The organism is Citrobacter sp. Cf132 (assembly GCF_030333885.1).
Lineage (GTDB): Bacteria > Pseudomonadota > Gammaproteobacteria > Enterobacterales > Enterobacteriaceae > Citrobacter > Citrobacter freundii.
The window spans coordinates 93415-116212 of record NZ_JAOWFA010000051.1; the positions used below are offsets into that span (position 1 = coordinate 93415).

The 22798-nt window shown below is 50.5% G+C and carries 25 protein-coding genes and 1 pseudogene; 11 read left to right on the plus strand and 15 right to left on the minus strand.

Annotation, left to right across the window (positions count from 1 at the left end; genetic code table 11):
- Positions 1–61 precede the first annotated feature (61 nt).
- Positions 62–1996: a protein kinase YeaG gene (gene yeaG / locus OGV85_RS09220; protein ID WP_003030707.1), complete on the plus strand. Its 1935-nt coding sequence runs from the start codon at positions 62–64 to the stop codon at positions 1994–1996.
- A gap of 121 nt (positions 1997–2117) precedes the next feature.
- The gene (locus OGV85_RS09225; RefSeq protein ID WP_003030708.1) at positions 2118–3401 is read left to right on the plus strand and encodes a YeaH/YhbH family protein; all 1284 of its coding nucleotides are present in this window, start codon (positions 2118–2120) and stop codon (positions 3399–3401) included.
- A 65-nt stretch (positions 3402–3466) separates the two neighbouring features.
- On the opposite strand, the gene OGV85_RS09230 is transcribed toward OGV85_RS09225, so the two are convergent.
- The gene (locus tag OGV85_RS09230; RefSeq protein WP_061548492.1) at positions 3467–4237 is read right to left on the minus strand and encodes a class I SAM-dependent methyltransferase; all 771 of its coding nucleotides are present in this window, start codon (positions 4235–4237) and stop codon (positions 3467–3469) included.
- Positions 4238–4401: 164 nt separating this feature from the next.
- Here OGV85_RS09230 and dgcJ point away from each other — a divergent pair, with 164 nt between their 5' ends.
- The 3 genes from dgcJ to OGV85_RS09245 all read left to right on the plus strand — a co-directional run bounded on the left by dgcJ (position 4402) and on the right by OGV85_RS09245 (position 7024).
- Positions 4402–5892 (plus strand): diguanylate cyclase DgcJ, encoded by a 1491-nt coding sequence (dgcJ, locus tag OGV85_RS09235; protein WP_003030710.1) that lies wholly within the window; start codon positions 4402–4404, stop codon positions 5890–5892.
- Positions 5893–5935: 43 nt separating this feature from the next.
- Entirely contained in the window at positions 5936–6439 is a 504-nt protein-coding gene (locus tag OGV85_RS09240; RefSeq protein WP_003030712.1) for a YbaK/prolyl-tRNA synthetase associated domain-containing protein, read from the plus strand.
- A gap of 138 nt (positions 6440–6577) precedes the next feature.
- On the plus strand, positions 6578–7024 hold the full coding sequence (locus tag OGV85_RS09245; RefSeq protein ID WP_003832453.1) for a DUF441 domain-containing protein: 447 nt from the start codon (positions 6578–6580) through the stop codon (positions 7022–7024).
- On the opposite strand, the pseudogene OGV85_RS09250 reads toward OGV85_RS09245, so the two are convergent.
- A pseudogene (locus OGV85_RS09250) lies at positions 7007–7799 on the minus strand (AraC family transcriptional regulator); the annotation flags it as partial. The gene OGV85_RS09245 and the pseudogene OGV85_RS09250 sit on opposite strands and share 18 nt — an antisense overlap.
- Before the next feature lie 99 nt (positions 7800–7898).
- Here OGV85_RS09250 and OGV85_RS09255 point away from each other — a divergent pair.
- Positions 7899–9086, plus strand: coding sequence for a CynX/NimT family MFS transporter (locus tag OGV85_RS09255; RefSeq protein WP_061548493.1), 1188 nt, complete (start codon positions 7899–7901; stop codon positions 9084–9086).
- Positions 9087–9122: 36 nt separating this feature from the next.
- Here the strand turns inward: OGV85_RS09255 and OGV85_RS09260 are convergent, their stop codons facing one another.
- Positions 9123–9830 (minus strand): CTP synthase C-terminal region-related (seleno)protein, encoded by a 708-nt coding sequence (locus OGV85_RS09260; RefSeq protein WP_003846671.1) that lies wholly within the window; start codon positions 9828–9830, stop codon positions 9123–9125.
- Between the two features lie 177 nt (positions 9831–10007).
- Here OGV85_RS09260 and OGV85_RS09265 point away from each other — a divergent pair, with 177 nt between their 5' ends.
- Entirely contained in the window at positions 10008–10355 is a 348-nt protein-coding gene (locus tag OGV85_RS09265; RefSeq protein ID WP_003030722.1) for a DUF488 domain-containing protein, read from the plus strand.
- Between the two features lie 7 nt (positions 10356–10362).
- On the opposite strand, the gene OGV85_RS09270 is transcribed toward OGV85_RS09265, so the two are convergent.
- Complete coding sequence (locus OGV85_RS09270) at positions 10363–10611, minus strand: putative hemolysin (RefSeq protein WP_061548494.1); 249 nt, start codon at positions 10609–10611, stop codon at positions 10363–10365.
- A 186-nt stretch (positions 10612–10797) separates the two neighbouring features.
- On the opposite strand from OGV85_RS09270, the gene OGV85_RS09275 reads away from it, so the two are divergent.
- Genes OGV85_RS09275 through yoaJ form a run of 3 tightly spaced genes read left to right on the plus strand, consistent with a single transcriptional unit; the run spans position 10798 to position 12046 of the window.
- On the plus strand, positions 10798–11823 hold the full coding sequence (locus OGV85_RS09275) for a sensor domain-containing diguanylate cyclase (RefSeq protein ID WP_003030727.1): 1026 nt from the start codon (positions 10798–10800) through the stop codon (positions 11821–11823).
- A 47-nt stretch (positions 11824–11870) separates the two neighbouring features.
- Positions 11871–11969: a YoaK family small membrane protein gene (locus OGV85_RS09280; protein ID WP_032941789.1), complete on the plus strand. Its 99-nt coding sequence runs from the start codon at positions 11871–11873 to the stop codon at positions 11967–11969.
- Between the two features lie 2 nt (positions 11970–11971).
- On the plus strand, positions 11972–12046 hold the full coding sequence (gene yoaJ / locus OGV85_RS09285; RefSeq protein WP_099530266.1) for a protein YoaJ: 75 nt from the start codon (positions 11972–11974) through the stop codon (positions 12044–12046).
- A 49-nt stretch (positions 12047–12095) separates the two neighbouring features.
- On the opposite strand, the gene OGV85_RS09290 is transcribed toward yoaJ, so the two are convergent.
- Complete coding sequence (locus OGV85_RS09290) at positions 12096–12344, minus strand: GlsB/YeaQ/YmgE family stress response membrane protein (RefSeq protein ID WP_003030729.1); 249 nt, start codon at positions 12342–12344, stop codon at positions 12096–12098.
- A 360-nt stretch (positions 12345–12704) separates the two neighbouring features.
- Between OGV85_RS09290 and fdhF the strand changes: the two genes are divergently transcribed.
- Positions 12705–14852 carry a formate dehydrogenase subunit alpha gene (gene fdhF, locus OGV85_RS09295; protein ID WP_061548499.1) on the plus strand — a complete coding sequence of 716 codons (2148 nt, stop codon included), beginning with the start codon at positions 12705–12707 and terminating at the stop codon, positions 14850–14852.
- 52 nt (positions 14853–14904) lie between these two features.
- Here fdhF and OGV85_RS09300 read toward each other — a convergent pair whose 3' ends face one another.
- The 10 genes from OGV85_RS09300 to OGV85_RS09345 all read right to left on the minus strand — a co-directional run bounded on the left by OGV85_RS09300 (position 14905) and on the right by OGV85_RS09345 (position 22767).
- The gene (locus OGV85_RS09300) at positions 14905–15549 is read right to left on the minus strand and encodes a hypothetical protein (protein WP_048219935.1); all 645 of its coding nucleotides are present in this window, start codon (positions 15547–15549) and stop codon (positions 14905–14907) included.
- 216 nt (positions 15550–15765) lie between these two features.
- On the minus strand, positions 15766–15948 hold the full coding sequence (locus tag OGV85_RS09305; protein WP_003832433.1) for a DUF1869 domain-containing protein: 183 nt from the start codon (positions 15946–15948) through the stop codon (positions 15766–15768).
- 3 nt (positions 15949–15951) lie between these two features.
- Entirely contained in the window at positions 15952–16314 is a 363-nt protein-coding gene (gene yeaR, locus OGV85_RS09310) for a DUF1971 domain-containing protein YeaR (protein WP_003030735.1), read from the minus strand.
- Between the two features lie 174 nt (positions 16315–16488).
- Positions 16489–17127 (minus strand): leucine efflux protein LeuE, encoded by a 639-nt coding sequence (gene leuE, locus OGV85_RS09315; RefSeq protein WP_016152793.1) that lies wholly within the window; start codon positions 17125–17127, stop codon positions 16489–16491.
- A 139-nt stretch (positions 17128–17266) separates the two neighbouring features.
- The gene (zinT, locus tag OGV85_RS09320; RefSeq protein WP_061548495.1) at positions 17267–17917 is read right to left on the minus strand and encodes a metal-binding protein ZinT; all 651 of its coding nucleotides are present in this window, start codon (positions 17915–17917) and stop codon (positions 17267–17269) included.
- A gap of 89 nt (positions 17918–18006) precedes the next feature.
- Positions 18007–18597: an ATP-binding cassette domain-containing protein gene (locus OGV85_RS09325; protein WP_061548496.1), complete on the minus strand. Its 591-nt coding sequence runs from the start codon at positions 18595–18597 to the stop codon at positions 18007–18009.
- The gene (locus tag OGV85_RS09330) at positions 18581–19375 is read right to left on the minus strand and encodes an ATP-binding cassette domain-containing protein (protein WP_044712067.1); all 795 of its coding nucleotides are present in this window, start codon (positions 19373–19375) and stop codon (positions 18581–18583) included. The genes OGV85_RS09325 and OGV85_RS09330 overlap by 17 nt, the downstream gene beginning before the upstream one ends.
- On the minus strand, positions 19369–20181 hold the full coding sequence (locus OGV85_RS09335) for an ABC transporter permease (protein WP_003030742.1): 813 nt from the start codon (positions 20179–20181) through the stop codon (positions 19369–19371). Before OGV85_RS09335 ends, OGV85_RS09330 begins: the two co-directional genes overlap by 7 nt.
- Positions 20171–21145: an ABC transporter permease gene (locus OGV85_RS09340; RefSeq protein ID WP_044712421.1), complete on the minus strand. Its 975-nt coding sequence runs from the start codon at positions 21143–21145 to the stop codon at positions 20171–20173. The genes OGV85_RS09335 and OGV85_RS09340 overlap by 11 nt, the downstream gene beginning before the upstream one ends.
- Positions 21145–22767, minus strand: coding sequence for an ABC transporter substrate-binding protein (locus tag OGV85_RS09345; protein WP_003030747.1), 1623 nt, complete (start codon positions 22765–22767; stop codon positions 21145–21147). The genes OGV85_RS09340 and OGV85_RS09345 overlap by 1 nt, the downstream gene beginning before the upstream one ends.
- Positions 22768–22798: the final 31 nt, after the last annotated feature.

Genomic DNA, 22798 nt, shown 5'->3' on the forward strand with positions numbered 1-22798 from the left:
GCCTCTACTATTCATATGAACGGCTCTTAACATGTGCTAAAAAACGAAAGGACGGCATACCATGAATATATTCGATCACTATCGCCAGCGTTATGAAGCTGCCAAGGACGAAGAGTTCACGCTGCAGGAGTTTCTTACCACTTGTCGGCAAGATCGCAGTGCTTATGCCAACGCGGCAGAGCGGCTATTAATGGCTATTGGTGAGCCTGTCATGGTTGACACTGCCCATGAACCTCGACTTTCTCGACTCTTTTCGAATCGGGTAATTGCACGCTATCCCGCTTTTGAAGAGTTTTACGGCATGGAAGACGCCATTGAGCAGATTGTTTCTTATTTGAAGCATGCGGCTCAAGGTCTGGAAGAGAAGAAGCAGATTCTGTATCTGCTGGGGCCTGTGGGAGGGGGGAAATCATCTCTTGCTGAGCGGCTGAAGTCGCTGATGCAACGAGTACCGATTTATGTCCTGAGCGCCAATGGCGAACGTAGCCCGGTCAACGATCATCCGTTATGCCTGTTTAATCCGCAGGAAGACGCGCAGATCCTGGAAAAAGAGTATGGGATCCCGCGTCGTTATCTCGGTACGATCATGTCGCCGTGGGCTGCTAAACGTCTGCATGATTTTGGCGGGGACATTACAAAATTCCGCGTCGTCAAAGTCTGGCCGTCTATTCTGGAGCAGATCGCTATCGCTAAAACGGAGCCTGGTGATGAAAACAACCAGGATATTTCTGCGCTGGTCGGGAAAGTGGATATTCGTAAACTCGAACACCACGCCCAGAACGATCCTGATGCCTACGGTTATTCGGGCGCACTGTGCCGCTCAAACCAGGGGATTATGGAGTTCGTTGAGATGTTTAAAGCACCGATTAAAGTGCTGCATCCTCTGCTGACCGCCACCCAGGAAGGAAACTACAACGGGACAGAAGGTATCTCCGCCCTGCCGTTTAACGGGATTATTCTTGCCCACTCGAACGAGTCTGAATGGGTAACGTTCCGTAATAACAAAAACAATGAGGCGTTCCTTGACCGTGTTTACATCGTCAAAGTGCCTTATTGCCTGCGGATCTCTGAAGAGATCAAAATTTACGAAAAACTGCTTAACCACAGTGAGCTGACCCATGCGCCTTGCGCACCGGGCACGTTGGAAACGCTCTCTCGCTTTACCATTCTTTCTCGCCTGAAAGAACCTGAGAACTCGAGCATTTACTCGAAGATGCGCGTTTACGATGGCGAAAGCCTGAAAGATACCGATCCAAAAGCGAAATCCTATCAGGAGTATCGTGATTACGCCGGGGTTGATGAGGGAATGAACGGTCTGTCCACGCGTTTCGCGTTTAAGATCCTCTCTCGCGTATTTAACTTTGACCATGCTGAAGTGGCAGCTAACCCGGTTCATCTGTTCTACGTACTGGAGCAGCAAATCGAGCGTGAACAGTTCCCGCAGGAGCAAGCTGAGCGTTATCTTGAGTTCCTGAAAGGCTATCTGATCCCGAAATATGCTGAATTCATCGGCAAGGAGATCCAGACAGCTTATCTCGAATCCTATTCCGAATACGGACAGAACATTTTCGACCGTTATGTCACTTATGCGGATTTCTGGATTCAGGATCAGGAGTATCGCGATCCAGATACCGGGCAGCTGTTTGATCGCGAGTCACTGAACTCAGAACTGGAGAAAATTGAGAAGCCGGCGGGTATCAGTAACCCGAAAGATTTCCGTAACGAGATCGTCAACTTTGTTCTGCGTGCCAGAGCGAATAACAGCGGTCGCAATCCAAACTGGACCAGTTACGAAAAACTACGCACGGTTATTGAGAAGAAAATGTTCTCCAATACCGAGGAGCTGCTGCCGGTCATTTCGTTCAATGCTAAAACCTCGACTGACGAGCAGAAAAAACACGACGATTTTGTCGACCGTATGATGGAAAAAGGCTACACGCGTAAACAAGTGCGTTTACTGTGCGAATGGTATTTGCGCGTACGTAAATCGTCTTAACATAAGTGCCCGGTGGCGCATGCGCTTACCGGGCTTGCAAAACAATGTTCCGTAGGCCGGACAGCGACAGCGCCATCCGGCACTTACAGACATGGCGAACAGTTGGCAGTACGGGGGGCTTATGACCTGGTTTATTGACCGGCGTCTTAACGGCAAAAACAAGAGCACGGTAAACCGCCAGCGCTTCTTACGCCGTTATAAATCGCAAATTAAACAGTCGATCTCCGAGGCCATTAACAAGCGTTCGGTGACTGATGTGGATAGCGGCGAATCTGTCTCTATTCCGACTGATGATATTAGCGAACCAATGTTTCATCAGGGACGTGGTGGCCTGCGCCATCGCGTACATCCGGGTAACGACCATTTTGTGCAGAATGACCGCATTGAACGCCCACAGGGCGGCGGTGGCGGTTCAGGAAGTGGACAAGGCCAGGCCAGCCAGGATGGTGAGGGTCAGGATGAGTTCGTCTTTCAGATCTCTAAAGATGAATATCTTGATCTGTTGTTCGAAGATTTAGCACTTCCTAACCTGAAGCAGAATCAGCAGCGTCAGCTAACGGAGTATAAAACACACCGGGCAGGTTTTACCTCTAACGGTGTGCCTGCCAACATTAGCGTGGTGCGATCCCTGCAAAACTCACTGGCGCGCCGTACGGCGATGACAGCGGGTAAGCGTCGCGAACTGCATGCTCTCGAAGCGGATCTGGAAACCATCGCGAAAAGCGAACCAGCGCAGTTGCTGGAAGAGGAACGGTTACGCAAAGAGATTGCCGAACTGCGGGCAAAAATCGAACGCGTGCCATTTATCGACACCTTTGATTTACGCTACAAAAATTATGAAAAACGCCCCGACCCTTCCAGCCAGGCGGTGATGTTCTGCCTGATGGACGTCTCTGGTTCGATGGATCAGTCGACCAAAGATATGGCTAAACGTTTTTATATCCTGCTGTATCTGTTCTTAAGCCGGACCTATAAGAACGTGGAGGTGGTTTATATTCGCCACCATACCCAGGCGAAAGAAGTGGATGAACATGAGTTCTTCTACTCTCAGGAAACCGGGGGGACCATTGTCTCCAGTGCACTGAAGTTAATGGATGAAGTGGTGAAAGATCGCTACAACCCTGCCCAGTGGAACATCTATGCTGCACAGGCATCGGACGGTGATAACTGGGCAGATGATTCACCGCTGTGTCATGAGATTTTGGCGAAAAAGCTGCTGCCAGTGGTACGCTATTACAGCTATATCGAAATCACTCGTCGCGCCCACCAAACCTTATGGCGTGAATACGAACATCTGCAATCAACCTTTGATAACTTTGCGATGCAGCATATCCGCGACCAGGATGATATTTACCCGGTATTTCGCGAACTGTTTCATAAGCAAAGTACGACCAGTAACAATTAACCTAAACAAATCAGTCAGCGCGTAGATGTGCTGACTGATTTTATAAATAGTGCCCCATCCTGTTTTTATTTTCCCTTAACAGAGCAGCAGGCAATGTAGTTTAGCTGATGACGTTGCGAACGGAAGAAGCGAAACATTTTCAGGAACCGACGACGATTTTCGCTCGTGCGTAAGCCGTTAAACACAATTTTAACTGCCCCTGTAAGCCCTTCATCACGAATTAATCCGCGCGGTGACATCAGCGACATGTTGCCATTCTGCTGCAAAACCTGTTCGAACCCGCAGTTAAGAAACAAATCACGCCAGCCTTGTCTGGTCATTGGGCTAACGTTTGATTTCACCACATCGACAAGCAGGCCCTGATCGCCCGCGCCCAGTTTTTGGGCGGTGAACATAATATCGTGGGTGAGCAGACGCCCACCGGGCTTTAACACGCGATAATATTCGGCAATTAACTTCGCCTTCGCTTTATCGGCATACATTGTCAGCATGGCTTCGTTAATCACAACATCGAAACTGTTATCCGCAAAAGGAAGAGTGTTGGCGTTTGCCGCCATCACATGAATGTGATTTTCCAGACCATTTTCCGCCACGTTATTCCTTGCGTTTGACAGTGCGGTTTTATCCATATCAATGGCGTATACCTTACAGCCATAGCGTTGAACTAACTCTATCGCCGTCGTGGCCATGTTGCACGCCACTTCAAGCACCTGGCTGCCGGGCGTCAGCTGTGACTGGCTAAACAACCATTCTGTTGCTTCAACGCCGCCCGGACGCAGACGGGTTTTGCCCAGGCTGGCTAAAAATGTATGACCCGCTTTTTCAGTCGCGCTCATTGGCCTGTCTCCTTTTTATAAGTTGCATTATAAATACAACATTAAGAGTTAAAGGTGAAGCGCGCGAATGATTTTTATTACAAAATGTCCTTGCCCGTAGCGTTAGAGCGGATGTATGCCGTGTGATAGACTGAATTATCAGACTTACAGGGCTGTAAATCATTATGAAATTGCATCATAAAGCGCTCAGGCTCTTTATCTCCGTCAGCGTAATTGTTTTGACGTCTTCTTTTTTGGTTTATGAGCTCATTGCCAGCGATAAAGCAATGAATGCGTACATGCGCTATATCAATGAGAAAGCCGACTCATCGTTTCTCTATGATAAGTACACAAATCAAAGCATCGCAGCCCATCTGATGCGCACATTTTCGTCCCCCCAGGAGCCAGCCTCTCTCGAACAGCAAAAAGCACTTTGCACCGCTTTCGACAGCGTTAACGGCACTCATGGGCTCAACCTTACTAAGCACAACTATCTGCCATTACACGGTACGTTGCAGACCACCTCAACAAAATGTAGTGAACAGCTTGATGACATTTTTCTGCTGCCTTCTTTTGACCGGGCGGTCAATGTTAATCGTCAGCAGAAAGATTACGGTCAGGGATTAGGGACGTTAGAGTATAAATTTCGATATTACGTCGATCTCAAAAATAACTACGTCTATTTCTATGATTTGATCGACTCGCGGAAATTTGCGATACACAACTGGTCGTTTTTGCAAAAAGGTACGCTGGGAATCGACCAAAATGATATTGATGGTATTTTCACCGGCCGCACGGTGATTTCCAGTATTTATGAAGATAACCTGACCGAGAAAAAAGTGATGAGCTTTTTAACACCGGTCTACTACACCGGTAAGTTAAAAGGTGTGGTGATGGTAGATATTAATAAAGAGAATTTACAGAATATTTTCTATACCAGCGACCGCCCTCTCGTCTGGCGCTATCTTAATGTAACGGTCTCGGATACCAGCTCCGGTAAAGAGATTCTCGTTCATAAAAGTGAAACCGATCTGTTCCGCTATGTTCACTATGAGAAGGACATACCCGGTGGTATACGCATCACACTCTCACTCGATGTTATGTATTTTATTGTCTCGTCCTGGAAGATATTCGCATTCTATTTACTGGCAACGATATTACTGCTGAATATGGTCAGAACGCATTTTCGGCTGTATCACAACGTCACGCGGGAAAATGTTAGTGATGCGATGACCGGGCTCTACAACCGTAAAATTTTAACGCCGGCGCTTGAGCAGCGTTTGCAGCAGTTGGTGAACACGGGAACGCTCGTCACCTTTATCGCCATCGACTGCGATAAACTGAAAGTCATCAATGACACGTTAGGGCATAAAGAAGGCGATCGGATTATCACTCATCTGGCCAAAGCCATTCAAAGCTCTATTCGCAAAAGCGACTACGCCATCCGCCTCGGCGGCGATGAGTTTTGTATTATCCTCATCGACCACCCCAGTGATTTAACTCCCCGCCTGCTGGAGAGAATTCGCTATAACTTACAAATTATTGCGCATGATATATCCATCAGCTTCTCCGCCGGGGTTTATAATATGCAGCCGAACGACACTATTGATGATGCTTACAAAGCATCTGATGCACAGCTCTATCTGAACAAACAGAAAAAACACGCCGGTGCGTGATTATTTTTCTGCAGGATTTTCATTGTTGTACCAGGAGTAAGTCATGACGGAAGTGAACAAAGGTAACGCAACGCATCAGCGTTTAATTTCGCTGTTGTCAGAGCAAGGCGCAACGTACCGCGTGGTAAGCCATGAAGCCGTCGGCAAATGTGAGGCAGTTTCTGAAATTCGTGGTACCGCACTGGGCCAGGGAGCAAAAGCGCTGGTCTGCAAAGTAAAAGGCAACGGCGTCAATCAGCATGTTCTGGCGATCCTCTCTGCCGATCAGCAGGCCGACCTGAGCCGGTTAGCCAGCCATATTGGCGGGTTGAGAGCGTCTCTTGCCAGTCCGGCGGAGGTAGATGAACTGACTGGCTGCGTATTTGGCGCTATCCCACCGTTCAGTTTTCATCCTAATCTCAAGCTGGTCGCTGACCCGCTATTGTTTGAGCGTTTTCATGAAATTGCGTTTAATGCCGGGTTGCTGGAAAAATCCGTGATCATGGATACCGCAGATTACCTGCGTATCGCGCAACCTGAATTAATCCCTTTCCGCCGCGAACAATAATGGTCTGCGTTAGCAGTAAAAAACGTCGCATCGTGCGTTAGCCCAAAAAAAATCATAATCATTAAAAAAAGCCTGTTCCGTCACGCATTTACGCGTACAGTAAGCAGGCTTATTTTTTCTTTTGGCAAGGAAACTACGATGTTTGATGTCACTCTGCTGATCCTCCTCGGACTGGCAGCTCTGGGCTTTGTCAGCCACAACACCACTGTCGCTGTTTCAATTCTGGTGCTGATCATTGTCCGTGTTACCCCTCTGAATACTTTCTTCCCCTGGATTGAAAAACAGGGCCTGACCGTCGGGATTATCATTCTGACCATTGGCGTCATGGCACCGATCGCCAGCGGAACGCTACCGCCCTCCACGCTCATCCACTCCTTTGTAAACTGGAAATCACTGGTCGCTATTGCCGTCGGGGTATTTGTCTCATGGCTCGGCGGACGCGGCGTTACGCTCATGGGCAGTCAGCCCCAGCTTGTTGCCGGATTACTGGTGGGCACGGTACTGGGCGTGGCGCTGTTTCGCGGTGTGCCGGTGGGGCCGCTTATTGCGGCAGGCCTGGTCTCGTTGATTGTTGGGAAGCAGTAGCCAGCCCGTTCAGATAACGGCCTGGCGTCTGCCCCAGGCCTTTTTTGAACATAGTGATAAATGCCGTGGTCGAATCGTACCCGAGCATTTGCGCGACCTGTTGTACATTGCGGCCATCGATCAACGCCTGCAGCGCCAGAATCAGCTGGAGCTGGTGACGCCAGCGGCGAAAACTCAACCCCGTTTCTTTGACGACCAGACGAGCAAGGTTACGTTCACTCATCGCAAATACGCTGGCCCATTGTCCCAGCGTCTGCCATTGTGCAGGCTCTTTCGCCATCGTTGCGACCATTCTGCGAATTTTCGGGTGATCGGAAACCGGTAACTGCATCTGCTCCTGGGGTTGCTGCGGGAGTTCATCAAACAACACTTGCGTCAGCCGCTGAGTTGCCGGCTCCAGTCGCTGAGCATCCGATTTGGACGCCAGCGCCAGAATGAGTTCCCGACATAACGGGGCGATTTTCAGCGTGCAGCAACGTTCAGGCATCACGACAGCCTGCGGCTCAATAAATAGAAAACACAATTGCGCGCCCACGGTAACGTGGTTGCTGTGTGGAATTTCGCCAGGGATCCACACCGCATATTGCGGAGGCACCATCCACATAGCGTTTTCAACTTCACAGGTGATCGCGCCATGCAGCGCCAGGATCAACTGCCCCTTACGGTGCTGATGCAGCGGACTGAAAAGTTCATCTTCCCGAGCCTGAATACAAAATGCGACCGCCGCATCGTGGTGCAAATCGGGCTCATATCCATCCAGTCTCAGCCCCAACATAAGAATGTCCTATTTCAGCGATAATCTGTCATTTTAGCTTGATTCATCCATAGTGTAAAAACGCTAAAGTATCGCCTCGCCTGACGATATGAGAAAAAAATGATTACTACACCTTCCTCCCGTGGCAAAAACGCAGCGTTGCTGATCGCGGGGATCCTGATGATTGCCACCACACTGCGCGTCACCTTTACCGGCGCAGCCCCGTTGCTGGATGCCATTCGCGCCGACTACGGCTTGAGTACCGCCCAGACTGGGCTTCTGACTACCCTGCCGCTGCTGGCCTTCGCGCTGGTATCCCCCCTGGCTGCCGCCGTTGCGCGCCGCTGGGGCATCGAACGTAGCCTGTTTGCCGCGATGCTGTTGATTTGCGTAGGTATTGCGATTCGTTCGCTGCCTTCGTCAGGGTTCCTGTTTAGCGGTACCGCCATCATTGGTTGTGGAATCGCGTTGGGAAATGTGCTGTTACCCGGATTGATTAAGCGTGATTTTTCCCAGCATGTGGCGAAACTCACTGGCGCATACTCGCTGACCATGGGCGCGGCGGCGGCACTGGGCTCGGCAATTGTGGTTCCGTTGGCACTAAATGGTTTTGGCTGGCGCGGTGCGTTGATGGTGCTGATGGCCTTCCCGCTGCTGGCGCTGATTATCTGGTTGCCCCAATGCCGCCAGACCGCTCATGCCAGCCTGAGTAACTCGCGCGCCTTGCATTCCCGCGCGATCTGGCGCTCTGGCCTCGCCTGGCAAGTAACGCTGTTTCTGGGGATCAACTCTCTTGTCTATTACGTCATCATCGGCTGGCTACCCGCCATTTTAATTAGCCATGGCTACAGCGAATCTCAGGCCGGTTCGTTGCATGGTTTACTGCAGCTGGCGACTGCCGCGCCGGGAATATTGATCCCTCTCGTCCTGAACAGATTTAAGGATCAGCGCGCCATCGCCGCTCTGGTTTCGTTAATGTGCGCCGTCGGCGCGGCGGGATTCGCCATAATGCCCGACCAGGCATTGCTATGGACCATCCTGTTTGGCTTTGGCTCAGGCGCGACGATGATCCTTGGCTTAACCTTTATTGGCCTGCGCGCAAGCTCAGCGCATCAGGCTGCTGCTCTCTCCGGCATGGCACAGTCTGTCGGATATTTACTGGCCGCCTGCGGGCCACCGCTGATGGGGAAAATTCACGACCTCAACGGTAGTTGGCTGATTCCATTAACGGGTGTCACCGTGTTAGCGATGCTGATGGCGGTGTTTGGTTTGTGCGCGGGGCGCAATCGGGAGATCGCGAGCGCATAATGCAGAGGGCAGGTTCGCGGACAACCTGCCCAATATTTATCCGCGCGCGGCGCGCAGCATCGCCTGAACCAGAGGTACGGGTTTTCCCGCCAGCGCTCCGCGTTCATGCTGAAAGAGCGTGCCGACATAAAATGGATGTGTCACCAGCTCAATGGCACGAATATCACCAGCCTCATCCCAACCGGTCACACGGAGATCGCCGCGCTCCAGCTCAGCGGCAAAATCTTCCGATACGCCGTAGTTGCAGTGATATCCCTCCGAGATAACATCCCGCCCGTAGGCTTTGGCAATCAGCGTATTGGCCCGAAGCTCAATATCATCCGTTTTTTCTACCAGCGAGCAGGTCAACGGTGCTATCACCATCCGACCCGTGGTGTCCGTCTCCGCGTGGGCAGCGTCGATCCAGCCCAGCACGTTGCGGGCATACTCCAGAATGGCATGTTGAAAGCCGCCACAGGTACCCAGGAATGGGATGCTGTTTTCACGCGCATAGCGTATCGCGATCAGCGCCCCTTCCAGGTGACGATAAGGACTGCCTGGAACGACCCAAATGGCATCATAACCTACAAGGTCCTCACTGCTGCTGATATCAGATGTGGTTAGCCAGTCATAATCAGCCACTAATTCCAGGACGGCAGCGGCATCATCAATGGCAAGAGGAATAGCCTGATGCGCCACAATATCGGGGTTGTAATCGCCCACCAGCGCAATGCGAAGCGTATCTTTAATCGGGGAAATTTCCATTAAACTTTCCTTATGTCCAGACAATGAGGGACACTATAAGGAGCCTCAGCCTACCGATTTTTTGTTGGTATCACAATCCCTTAAATTGGGAGTCAGGGCTGGCGGAATGCTATAATGGTCACGTTTTACGATCTTATTTAACCGTAATAGCGATAGCTTAATGGAGCGGATGAAGAGATGAATATTCAGTGCAAACGTGTGTATGACCCGGCAGAAAAAAGCGATGGTTACCGCGTGTTGGTCGACCGGTTGTGGCCTCGCGGGGTGAAAAAGAGCGATCTTATTTTCAACGAATGGAATAAAGCACTTACCCCGTCATCTGATTTACGTAAGGCATTCCACGCAGAGTTGATTGATTTCTCGCATTTTTCTGAGCAATATCGCGCTGAACTGGCTCAACAGCAGCAAGAAGGAAAGCGCCTCGCAGAGATTGCCCGACAGCAAACCTTAACGCTACTGTATGCGGCGAAAAATACCCAGCAAAACCACGCGCTGGTGCTCGCTGAGTGGCTACGTCAATGCTGACCGCGTATCACTTGCCCGTTATCGGATGATCTCTACGCCAGAGCGCCCATTCATCAATCACTTCCCCACCGGGTAGTTTGCAGTCTGACCTTACGCCTTGCGGAGTCTGCACCGCAACCAGCGTACCGCCCTTTTGTTCGCAATACACCGATGCCGGATTCGCCATGCCGATTTTTGGTGGTTTAGGGGCATCAGGCTGCGTGGTACACCCCGCCAGCACCAGCAAGCCGGGCAAAATAATAGACGCAAGTTTCATCTCTACTCCTGTTTAAAAGCATTATTCCGGCAGGTTACCCCGACTTCCCTTCTATCTCCATGTTTTACGTTCTAATTTCAATTTTATGATTACATTTCAGCCAGAAACACGTGTTTCATCTTGCTCCCTGATGTTCTATCATGCGCCCACGCCAGCCTTGTCATCACTCAGGAGTATTTACACCTCATGTCGGACATGATCCTTGCCAGAGTCTCGCAATCCTTAGCCACGGAGCAGTCAGTTGAGAGTCTGGTACGCCAACTTCTGGAAATGCTGGAAGTAGTGACTGAGATGGAATCTACATACTTGACCAAGGTCGATCTGGATGCCCGTCTGCAGCATATTCTGTATGCGCGTAATAGCTGCCAAATGCAGATCCCCGAAGGGCTGTCCGTACCGTGGGATGAAACGCTGTGCAAACGCGCTATTGAGGAAAACTGTCTGTACAGCGACAACGTGCCCGCACGATGGCCGGAATGTACCGCCGCTCGCGCACTGGACATCACCACTTTTCTGAGTACTCCCGTTCATCTTCCGGACGGAACGTTTTACGGAACGCTCTGCGCCACCAGTCGCCGCCAGCATGCGTTAAGCGAACGTGGTGAACAGGTGTTGCATCTGTTTGCCGGACTAATCGCCCAGTCTATTCAAAAAGAGTCGCTGGTTGCTCAGTTACGTGAAGCGAACGCTGCGCTGATTGCTCACTCCTACACCGATGCCCTGACCGGATTACCGAATCGGCGCGCAATTTTTGAAAATGTAGAGACCCTTTTTTCGCTCGCCCGCCACCTCAGGCAGAAGATAGTTGTCGCCTATATCGATTTGGATGATTTCAAATTGATCAATGACCGCTTTGGTCACGAGGTTGGCGACCAGTTCCTGATACAGATTGGCCACCGCCTGCTGCGTAAATGTAGTGATAATGACATTCTCGGTCGACTGGGCGGTGACGAATTTTTAGTCGCTCGCCTGTCGCCGGAAGATGACAGGGAGCAACGTGTTCGTCTGCAGCAGGTGAAACATCAGTTGCAGCAGCAAATTTGCGGCGACTATCACCTGGGCGATATTCATCTGTTTTATCCTGGTGCCAGTCTGGGCGTGGTGGAAATTGATCCGCTGGAGACTGATGTAAACTGTGCGCTTCATCTCGCAGACAGCGCAATGTACAAGGATAAAAAGCGTCAGGATAAAACCGCTTTTGTCGTACATTAACCCCTGCTATGCTGACTCGTCTTTAAATAACTCTGGTAGATAATCGTATGCGACTCGGTATTATTTTCCCTGTCATTATTTTCATTTCCGCTGTCGTTTTCTTATCCTGGTTTTTTATTGGCGGTTACGCTGCGCCTGGAGCATAACGATGAAAAAAACAACGCTTATTATGATTGGCGTGGCTATCATCGTGGTTCTGGGCACGGAACTGGGGTGGTGGTAACCAAAGAAAAAGGCCACTTATCAGTGGCCTCTATTGTCTTCATGTTTACTTAACTTTTGACTTTTCTATAGATAAACAGCACCACAATCGCACCGATAACCGCTACGACAAAACTGCCAAAGTTGAAACCATCAACTTTACCAAAACCAAAGAAGGTACTGATCCAGCCACCTACTACCGCACCGACAACCCCTAAGATGATGGTCATAAAGAATCCGCCGCCATCTTTACCCGGCATAATCCATTTTGCCAAAATCCCAGCGATAAGACCGAAAATCACCCATGAAATAATGCCCATAATATCCCTCACTTATGTTTTTAAGTTAACGATTCGCTCGTTGTATAAAAGCATAGCATAGCGCTGAAAAATTAAAATTTGTGATCGGTATCACCTGCTATTTTCATCTTTTTCTGATCTTTCATAAGGTTAAACCATTCGATGGCGACATTTTCCCTGACGTAGCTCGTCATTAATGTCGAATCGTCAGTCATTCTGCGTTACTCATTCGCCCTCAGTCCCTGCAATTACTGGGTTTTCACTTCTGGCACGATTTATGCTTAAACAGCCGGTCACTATGACAAATCGTAGTCCGCGATGCGTATCGCGCGGCTCCGTTTACAATTCGCGCTATTTCAGCATTTAACAGGTCTGTTATTGATGAAAAAAATCACCAGTGTATGCCCATACTGTGGGGCCGGGTGCAAGCTCAAGCTTGTTGTTGAGAATAACAAAATCATCCGCGCCGAGGCCGCAGAGGGTGTAACGAACCAAAATCAGTTATGCCTGAAAGGCTACTATGGTTGGGATTTTCTTAACGACACTCGCCTTCTGACTCCCCGTCTGACTCGCCCGATGATCCGTTATGAAAAAGGTGGAAAATTCACTCCCGTTAGCTGGGATGAAGCCATTCGTTACACCGCAAAACGCTTATCTGAAATCAAAAATACCTATGGCCCCCGCGCCATTATGACCACCGGGTCTTCACGTGGAACAGGGAATGAAACCAACTACGTGATGCAAAAATTCGCACGTGGCGTTCTCCATACCAATAATGTCGATTGCTGCGCCCGTGTCTGTCACGGCCCTTCCGTTGCCGGGTTACAGGAAACATTAGGCAATGGCGCCATGAGCAATTCCATCAGCGACATTGAAAACTCAAAATGCCTGCTGATCTTTGGCTATAACTGCGCCGACTCGCACCCGATCGTGGCTCGCCGGGTAATTAAAGCTCGCCAGAACGGCGCAAAAATCATTGTCTGCGACCCACGTCGTATTGAAACTGCTCGTATAGCTGACCAACATTTGCAGTTAAAAAACGGTTGTAATATGGCACTGGTTAACGCCTTTGGCCATGTCCTCATCGAAGAGCAACTCTACGATCGCGAGTATGTACAAAAGCATGCGGAAGGACTGGAAACATACTGGGAAACCGTGAAGGACTATGCGCCTGAAGCCGTTGAACATTTAACGGGTGTTCCCGCGCAGCAGGTTCGTCAGGCGATGCGTACATTTGCCGCAGCGCCATCGGCAACCGTGATGTGGGGAATGGGCGTCACCCAGTTTGGCCAGGCCGTTGACGTGGTTCGTGGTTTGTCGAGCCTGGCGTTGCTGACCGGCAATCTGGGACGTCCTAACGTCGGCGTTGGGCCGGTGCGTGGGCAGAATAACGTGCAAGGCGCGTGCGATATGGGGGTACTGCCTAACCAGTTCCCTGGGTATCAGGACGTGACCGATTTCACCGTCAGGGAGAAATTCGCCAACGCCTGGGGCATTGACGTCAATCAGATGGATGACAAGGTTGGGACGCGCATCACCGAAGTTCCGCATCTGGCTATTGAAGGCAAAATTAAAGCCTACTACATCATGGGGGAGGATCCGTTGCAAACCGAGGCCGATTTAGGTCTGGTCCGCGAAGGGTTTAACGCGCTCGATTTTATTGTCGTGCAGGATATCTTCATGACCAAGACAGCGGAAATGGCCGACGTCCTCCTGCCGGCCACCTCCTGGGGCGAACACGGCGGCGTCTTTACCTGCGCCGATCGTGGATTCCAGCGTTTTGAAAAAGCGATTGAACCCTCAGGTGATGTCAAGCGTGACTGGGAGATCATCAGCCTGCTGGCCAGTGAAATGGGCTATCCCATGCGGTATCAAAGTAACCAGCAAATCTGGGATGAGATGCGCGAGCTGTGCCCGCTGTTCTACGGCGTAACCTATGAGAAAATGGGTGAAATGGGGCATGTTCAGTGGCCATGTCCGGAGCTCGATCACCCCGGCACACCTTACCTTTACGCGAACAGCCAGTTTGATACCGCCAATGGCAAAGGCAAACTGTTTGCCGCACAATGGCGAGCGCCCGCAGAAGTTCCTGATGAAAAGTATCCGCTGGTCCTGTGTACCGTGCGTGAAGTTGGGCACTACTCCTGTCGTTCAATGACCGGTAACTGCGCAGCGCTGCAAGCCCTGGCAGATGAGCCTGGGTATGTGCAAATCAATACTCATGATGCAGAAAAACTGGGTATTCGTCATCGTGACCTGGTATGGGTCAGCTCGCGTCGTGGTAAGGTCATCAGCCGCGCGGATGTATCCGAGCGTATCAATACCGGAACAGTGTATATGACCTATCAATGGTGGATTGGTGCGTGTAACGAGTTAACCCAGGATAACCTCGATCCTATTTCGAAAACGCCGGAAACCAAATATTGCGCCGTAAGTATTGAGCACATTAGCGATCAGGGATGGGCTGAAAAGTATGCCGCACAGACGTATAGCGACATGAAATTACGCTTGTGCGAGGCCATTGCGTAAGTCACCTCGCTAACCGCCTGAGTCTGGTCATCCAGACTCAGGTATTTTCTCGTTACTTCGCCAGCTGTGGTTCACTAAAGCGAATAGCAGCAGATTCTTCCTGCTTATCCCGCTGCATAAAACCGAGGTTCATCAGGAACAATCCTACCATAAACGGGAGTTCATACAGCTCTTCAATGAGATCGCCGTACTGCGCGTTGTGCAAAAAGACAGGGGCCAGCAGACGATGATGCTCTACCGTATCGGAGATCAAAAATGCACAGGTGGTGATCGCTAACAGCCATAGCGGCAGCGGTTCATTGCGTAAGCGACGGGCAATATCCTGGCGTAAGCGTTTTGATATCAGGACAGGCAGAATAATCATTGCAATCAATACCACTGAGATAACTCTGAACAGAAGTTTAGGGTGCTCCGGGAAATAATCACGGCCCCAACTGGTACTGCGACCCAGCAACACCAACCACCACACAGCCGCCCAAAGCCAAAATTGTTTCTCGCCTTCAGGACGTGATAAAGGCCGGATGTAGCTGAGAGTAAAAAGCGCTCCAAACAGCAGCCATAACGCCTGACCATTCTCAATCCATCTGACGACAGTACCGTTGAGCAAAGGTAGATTCCAGTTCGCAGTGAACGGGATCGTTACGATGATCAGTCCAAGAATGAAAGTGGGTAATGTTAGTCGGGTATTCAGTTTCATAAGCGAGGTTCTGTATTGTGACTGTTTCACGATCATAACCCCTGTGAATGATCCAACATTAGCAATCAATGCGGATTTCTTAAGGTATTCTTAAGAAATCTTTTTCCGGATATTTCCAGGTTTAACACGGATAAAAAAACCGCGCGGCGTCGTCAAAACGCAGTGCGGTTATTAGATTAAAATTCAGCGCATTCAATCAGTAGGAGTAATTAACGCCTACCATCCGCACACTTCATGCTCATTCTCGGTATCGTATGAACGTACGGTATTGACCAGATCTTTAACAACTTCTGCTGCCACATCCGGCACCAGTAACGTCATCGGCGCTTCAGTTTCATAATCGACTGACACGCCATTGCTGTTATTGGTCACTGTTACGGTATAGGTTGCTTTGCCCATGATTTACTCCTTGCCGGTACGCACGACTTTTCGTTGATTCGCGCTCTCCATCAGAACTTCCGGGGCAACGAAAAAATCGATATTAAAGTAAGTGTCGTCGGTCATCACTTCGATGTTATGCCATTTTTCCGGTGGAAAAACACCAAACTGACCGGCTTCAATAACCATCACCTCTACGGGCTCCGGGCTATGTTCATCTGCGTATCCGAGATATTTGACCGCCCCCTGCATAACCGAAAGTCGAGGATAAACCCCGGCACGGGTTCCTTTATCAAGGTGGCGTTCGAAAATTCCGGCAGGTGCCGTTTCTTTGTTCCAGAATGGAGTAGAGCGTGTATGGATATGGTTCTGTGGAATTTGAAGCATTTTTCTTCCCTTTTCCAGTCGACAACCAGCGAGTTCTTACTGAACCGCTGCTGTACACAGGGTACGCCTCATAATATTCATTTGAAATACCATTTATTGGTTATAACAATACAATTATAAATGAATTGCAGGGTGTAATATTGAAGGCCCGCCGTAACCAACGGGCCAATGGCGTCACGACTGAAGCGTGGCCAGACGAGCGGCAAAACCAACAAAAATCAGACCAATAAGGGAATTACCCACTTTGGCCAGCTTTTTCTTCGTACGGATATACTGCGTCACGAACGCGCCGGAGAAAATAAGAAAGCTCAGGTAGAAAAAGCTCACTATCTCAAGCGTAATAGCCAAAATAAAGAATGACAGCCCTGAGTGCGGCGCATTGACATCAATAAACTGCACGAAGAACGAAACATAAAACAAAATAGCTTTAGGATTCGTCAGGCTCAGAATTAACGCACGTTTAAAAATAGCGCCAAACGGGACTTCTTCAGGCGCGGCATCGCTTGCTTTCGATTTCAGTGTTGCATACAGGATCTTCGCACCGAGGTACAGCAGATAAAACGCGCCAAGATAGCGAACGATGTTGAACAAAACGGGCGTTGTTTTGATCAATGCGGCAACTCCGGCATAGGCCAAAAACATTAACACGGCATCACCGATAAACACACCGCTTGCGGCGAGATAACCGCCCTTCACTCCCCGACCAACGCTGTTCTTCAACACAAATATCGTATTTGGCCCCGGTACCAGCACGATAAAAATAGCCCCCACCAGATACGTCCAGTAATTCAGAACTCCATACTCTGCGAACACGTTAACCTCTTCCTGAAAAAACACATGCACTTGCTGCGAGACAATATGCTAACGAATGCATCGGGTGATGGAAAGAGAAGGTTATGAATTAAAAAACCCGCCACTGGTGACGGGTGTGTACAGATAAGGTTAGCCCGGATTAATGGTACAGCATCTCATCCACAACCTCTTCTCCCTTCAACTGGTAAGGGTAGTAGGTAGGCCAGTTTTTCATCTCGTCAAGCAAAGCTGCCTGCGAGGTATTTCCCATAAAGATATGGAAGTGGCTCGATTTACGCGGCGCGATAATATGATCGCTGAATTGCACGTATTTAGGTGCTTTGCTGTTAGCGTCTTTACACTCAAACAGATAACGTACACCTTTCTTGCCTGACTTATAGTGCAGAATTTTATAACCGGCGTAGTCGTATTTACATGATGCAACCTGATTACCGGTGTGAAATTCCATTACGTCATTTTCGATGCCGATGGTGTCTACGTTGGTTGCATAACCTTTACGGTAGTAATCTTTAATTTGTTCTGCCGTTTTGCTTTTGTCTTTCTCCGCTTTCTTTTTGAAGACCGGATCAAGCTCTCCGCTGACCAGATACGGATAGACAGATTGCCACATGCCATCCCAGTCGGTCAGCGCCCTATTTTGCACCTGGTTATCATCAAAAACCCCTTCCGACGCCTTTTGTTCTGCTTCGCTCATCGGCGCACCATGGGAATGATGACCGTGCGCCATAACTGAACCACTGACTAAAAGCATCCCCAGAGCAATTGTCAGTTTATTAATACAAATAGCCAAAATTTCACCCTCAAATCATTTGCGAGTGAAATGTTATAATATAACGTATCAATTTAATCAATAGACCAGCTACAAGCCTCTATCTCATTTCACGTTACAATGAGTTTGCTGGAACAAAGCTGATCAAGCAGGGCCTGCTGATGGCTGATAATCAGTATAGCCAACGGTCGACGCTGGCATTCTTCAAGCAGCAGCGCCCAGATATCCCGTTGAATGGAAGGATCGAGCTGGGCGGTAATTTCATCAGCAATAAGAAAACGTGTCCGCGGGTCCAGCGCACGAAGTAAAGCAATTCGCGCCAGTTCACCGCCAGAAAGTTGTCCGGGGCGGCGAGTTAACCACTCTGGGTTGATGTGAAGACGGGTAAGCATTTCAGCATCCGGTCGCCAGGCATCATGAACCGCATCACCGGTGCTGCGTCGGGGGTTAAAAGTTAATTCCGGATGCTGTGGCACCAGTTGCACCGGGCAATACTGGTGCATCGGCAACGGTTGTTCATCAACCAGAATGTCACCCGAAGTTGGTTTCTGCCAGCCCGCCAGGACGCGTCCCAGCGTCGTTTTGCCCGTCCCACTTGGCGCACAAATTCCAATACGTTCTCCAGGGTGTAGAGAGAAGGTTAGATTTTGCCACAGAACCTTTTCTCCCTGACGGATTGTTACATCACGACAGCACAACATCGCGCTCTCCAAAAAGTTGATTTCTTTCAGGCAGCGCCCGCCATTGTCGTTGCAGATGTTCGCTAATCTCTCCGCGTAACAGCTGTTCCCGGCTGACGTTATCCGACACCCTTCCCTGATGCAGCGCGACAATACGATCCGCATGGCGGGCCGCCAGCGTGAGGTCATGCGTTACCCATAAAACGCCAGCCCCTTGCTCACATTGCTCACGCAACTGTTCAAGGAGTTGATTAGCCAGAGGTGCATCAAGCCAGGCGGTAATCTCATCCGCCAGAATATAGCGAGCCTGACTCAGAGACGCATGACAGGCCAGGACACGTTTCGCCATACCGCCTGAAAGCTGGCGCGGAAAAGCATCTAATACGCGACTTTCCAGTCGGCTACGCTGGAGCAATCGTTCAATATTTCCGGCATTCCATTGCTGGCCAGAAAGCTGGCATGCCCTGCGCAGATGCTTTTCAATCGAGAGCAGCGGGTTAAGCGCCTGAACGCCTTGCGGGACATAGCTGAAGGTATTGCCACGACATTGGCGAATATCATCGCTGTTCAGCGTTTTGCCCTCCAGCGTGATAGTGCCCTGGAAGCGCAAATTCTCCGGTAAGAGATCGAGCAGGCATTGCAGCAGCAGGCTCTTACCCTCCCCGCTTCCTCCCACTAACGCCACCATTTGACCCGGTGCCACGTCGAAAGAGATATCCTGCAACAGCGAAGACCAGTTTCTCGCGCCGTACCAGCGATAACGCGCCACCTCCAGCGAGACCTGTCTTAAACTCAACATGCGTCACCTCGTAACCATAAACGATGTACCGCCCTTGCGAGCTGATCGAATAACATCACCAGACTGAACAACATCAGTCCCGGAAACAGCACCAACCACCAATCGCCATGACTGATAAATCTCAGCGCATCCGCCAGCAGCAGTCCCAGTGACGGTTCATGCGGTGCCAGCCCAAAACCGAGGAAGCTTAACGCCGCACTGTGCAACACCGCGTGGGGAAACATCAGTAGTGTTCCCGTTAGCCATTGAGGTAATAAGGCGGGTAGATAGTGATGTCGCCAGCAGTAAAAATGGCCGTGTCCCAGACGCCAGGTCAGCGTCAAGTAGTCACTGTGGGCCACGCGCTGCGCTTCAGCACGCAGGATCAGCGCCAGACGCGGCCAGTGGGTCAGCGCAACCGCCATAATCACGCCGTTTTTCCCACCGCCCAGCGTAAAACAGATCAAAATGAGCAACAGCAGATGCGGCATCGACAGCATGGCATCGGTAATCAGGCGCATAAGCACATCCAGACGCGGATGTATGCGCGAAACCGCCGCCATCACTAACGCAATGAAACCGCTGCACAACGCCGCACCAATACCAATTTGCAGACTGGTTAGTGCACCCTGAAAACAACGGATCCACAGGTCGCGACCAAGGTTGTCGGTGCCAAACCAGTACAGCGCATCAGGCGGTAAATGCCGGGCAAGCAGATTAACGCTCAACGGGTTATCCAGCATTGCGGCACCATACACTGCAATGAATAACAGGCAGCTAAATGAGAGCAAAAGACGAATCAGCGTCGGCGTCGGGTTATAGAGCATCAGGTCGTTCCAGAGCACGGTTCAACATACGGACAAGCCAGGTAGACAGCGAGTTACCAATAAACACCAATACGGTACTGAACAATACAATTCCCATCAGTAACGGCAGATCTCCACGTAATCCAGCATCAATAGTGGCCTGCCCCAGTCCCGGGTAAGCAAAGACTTTTTCGGCCAATAATGCGCCTCCCAACAGCTCCCCCAGCGAGGCAAACTGCAAACACAGCGCAGGCGTAATTGCATGACGCAGAACCTGATGGCGTAACAGTGACCAGCCTTTATCTCCCTGAGAACGCGCAAAACGGACAAAATCGCTTTTCATCACGCTGGCGATGCTTTCCCGTGTATGAAGCGTAATTTGTCCCAATCCCAGCAAACTGAGCGCGCAAACGGGAAGCACCAAATGGCGCAGACGCTCAGTCAGCGTCGCCATATCGCCGCTGTTGCCCGGCTCCCACGCGCAGCAGACCGGAAATACCGGCCAGCGCACGGCAAATAACGCCAGCAACAGCATGCCAATCCAGAAGGTCGGCAGCGAAGAAAGCAGATAACTGAGGCGACAGATTGCTTTATCCGGCCAGCGATTCAGATAGCGACCCGCGACAAACCCCATTGCCGTTCCCAATATGCCAGAGAGCAGCCACGCGCCACCAAGCAGCGCAAACGAGGTAGAAAAGCGTTCCTTGATCACGCTGGCAACCGGTGCGTTAAACAACATTGAATAGCCGAGATCGCCCTGTAATACACGGACAAACCAGTGACTAAAACGCTCCCATAGCGGTTGGTCCAATCCCCAGCGAGCCGCGATACGCGCATATTGCTCCGGCGGCACATGCAGGAGATCGTTGCCGATATAAGCCCGAATCGGATCGACCGGAGAAAAGCTGAGCAGCACAAAAGTGCCAGCCGCAACCAGCACTAATAACACTATCAGCCGTAGAAAATTGCCCACAACAGACTTCATCAACGGCAGGTCCAGGTCCATTCGTCCAGATTATTGAGTAGTGACCAGCTACCGTGAATCTCCGGTGCGCCTTTACCTAAGTCAATACACGGATTTGCCAGGTAGGTATGCTGAATATTCAGCAGCCATGCCCAGGCAGCATCGCCCTGCACGCCAGCCCCTTGCTTGCCATCCCACTCAACTTGTTGCCAGAACGGCAACGCTTTTTGCCAGTCCGGAGCGTCAATAGCCTGTTTAAGATGCTGCTCAACGACAGGATTGCTGTAATAGCCTGGATTGTAGTATTCCACGCCCGCAGCCTGATTACTGTAGTGATGGAAAAGCTCCATCGGATCCAGACTTCCCCAGCCAAACAGCGTCGGGTTGGCATGCATATGCCGCTCAACAGTTTCCCAGCTCCCGGATTGCAGAGAAATCTGAATACCCACTGGCTCCAGCATCGCACGTACGGCTTCGGCTAAATCCCGGCGTGTACTGTCACCGCTGGCGTACCACAACGTTAAGCGAGCCTCTTTACCGTCCTTCACACGTACGCCGTCTTTACCCACCTTCCAGCCGGCTTCTTCCAGAATCGTTCGCGCTTTTTCGCTATCGCCATCTTTGAACGCAACTGATTGTCCCTGCCATGGCAGACCCTGAACCGCGCTATACGCCGGAATCGCATGACCTTCCATGACCTGATCGGCAAGCTGCTTACGGTCGATGGCGTAGTTGATGGCGCGCCTGATGGCAACATCGGCAGTGATATCGTTCCCAATCGGATAGCCATTGGCGTCTTTTTTACCTGCAGGAACCATCGGGAACACAATGCCCCGGTTTTCCACGCTGTCGCGTACCCAAAGTTTCAAATTTTTCTGCTGAGGAGCGACCGCCATCGATGGCGCGATACGTACGAGTCCCAGTTGGCCGCTGCGCGCTGCGGCATAAGCGTTATCTTCATCAAGGAAGACAAACACCAGCTTACTGAAATCATTTTTCTTACCGGCATACCAAGGGTTAGCCTCAACGATCAACTGCTGCCCCGGCTGAAAACTCACCAGTCGATACGGACCCGCGCCAATCGGATTTTTAGCGAATGTTTTTTCGTCATACCGTTTTTGCGGAACAATTCCTAATGAACCCAGCACGTTCACAAAGGTACTTTGCGGGCTACGCAGCGTAATTTCTACCGTGCGGTTATCTTTCAGACTGGCATGGGTGAAGTTCCCCATATCAATTTTGCCGCCGCTTTTTGCTGCTTTGTTATAGGTGAACACCACGTCTTCAGCGGTTAGCGGCGAACCATCAGAGAATTTAAGGTCAGGTTTTAACGTCAACGTCCAGGTTTTGCCGTCTGCGCTGGTCTCTACTTTTTCCGTCAGCAGGTTTCCCCAGCTCATATCTGCATTTTGTTTTAATAATGGTGCATGCAAAAGCAGATAGCTGCCATGACTCCAGCCCAACATCGGGTCAAAACCTTCCGTTGGCTCCGGTCCAATTGCCAGTTTTAACGTCTGCCCTTCGCTCGCATTTTGCGCGGCGAGAAGTGGTGAGGTTAATGCGAGAGTCAATGCGCACGTAAGCAGTGCCAGCTTGCCTTTGATCATTATGTTATCCAGATTTACGTTATTTTTATGCTGCATAACGATTTACAGTCGTTAAGCAGTCTCCTGG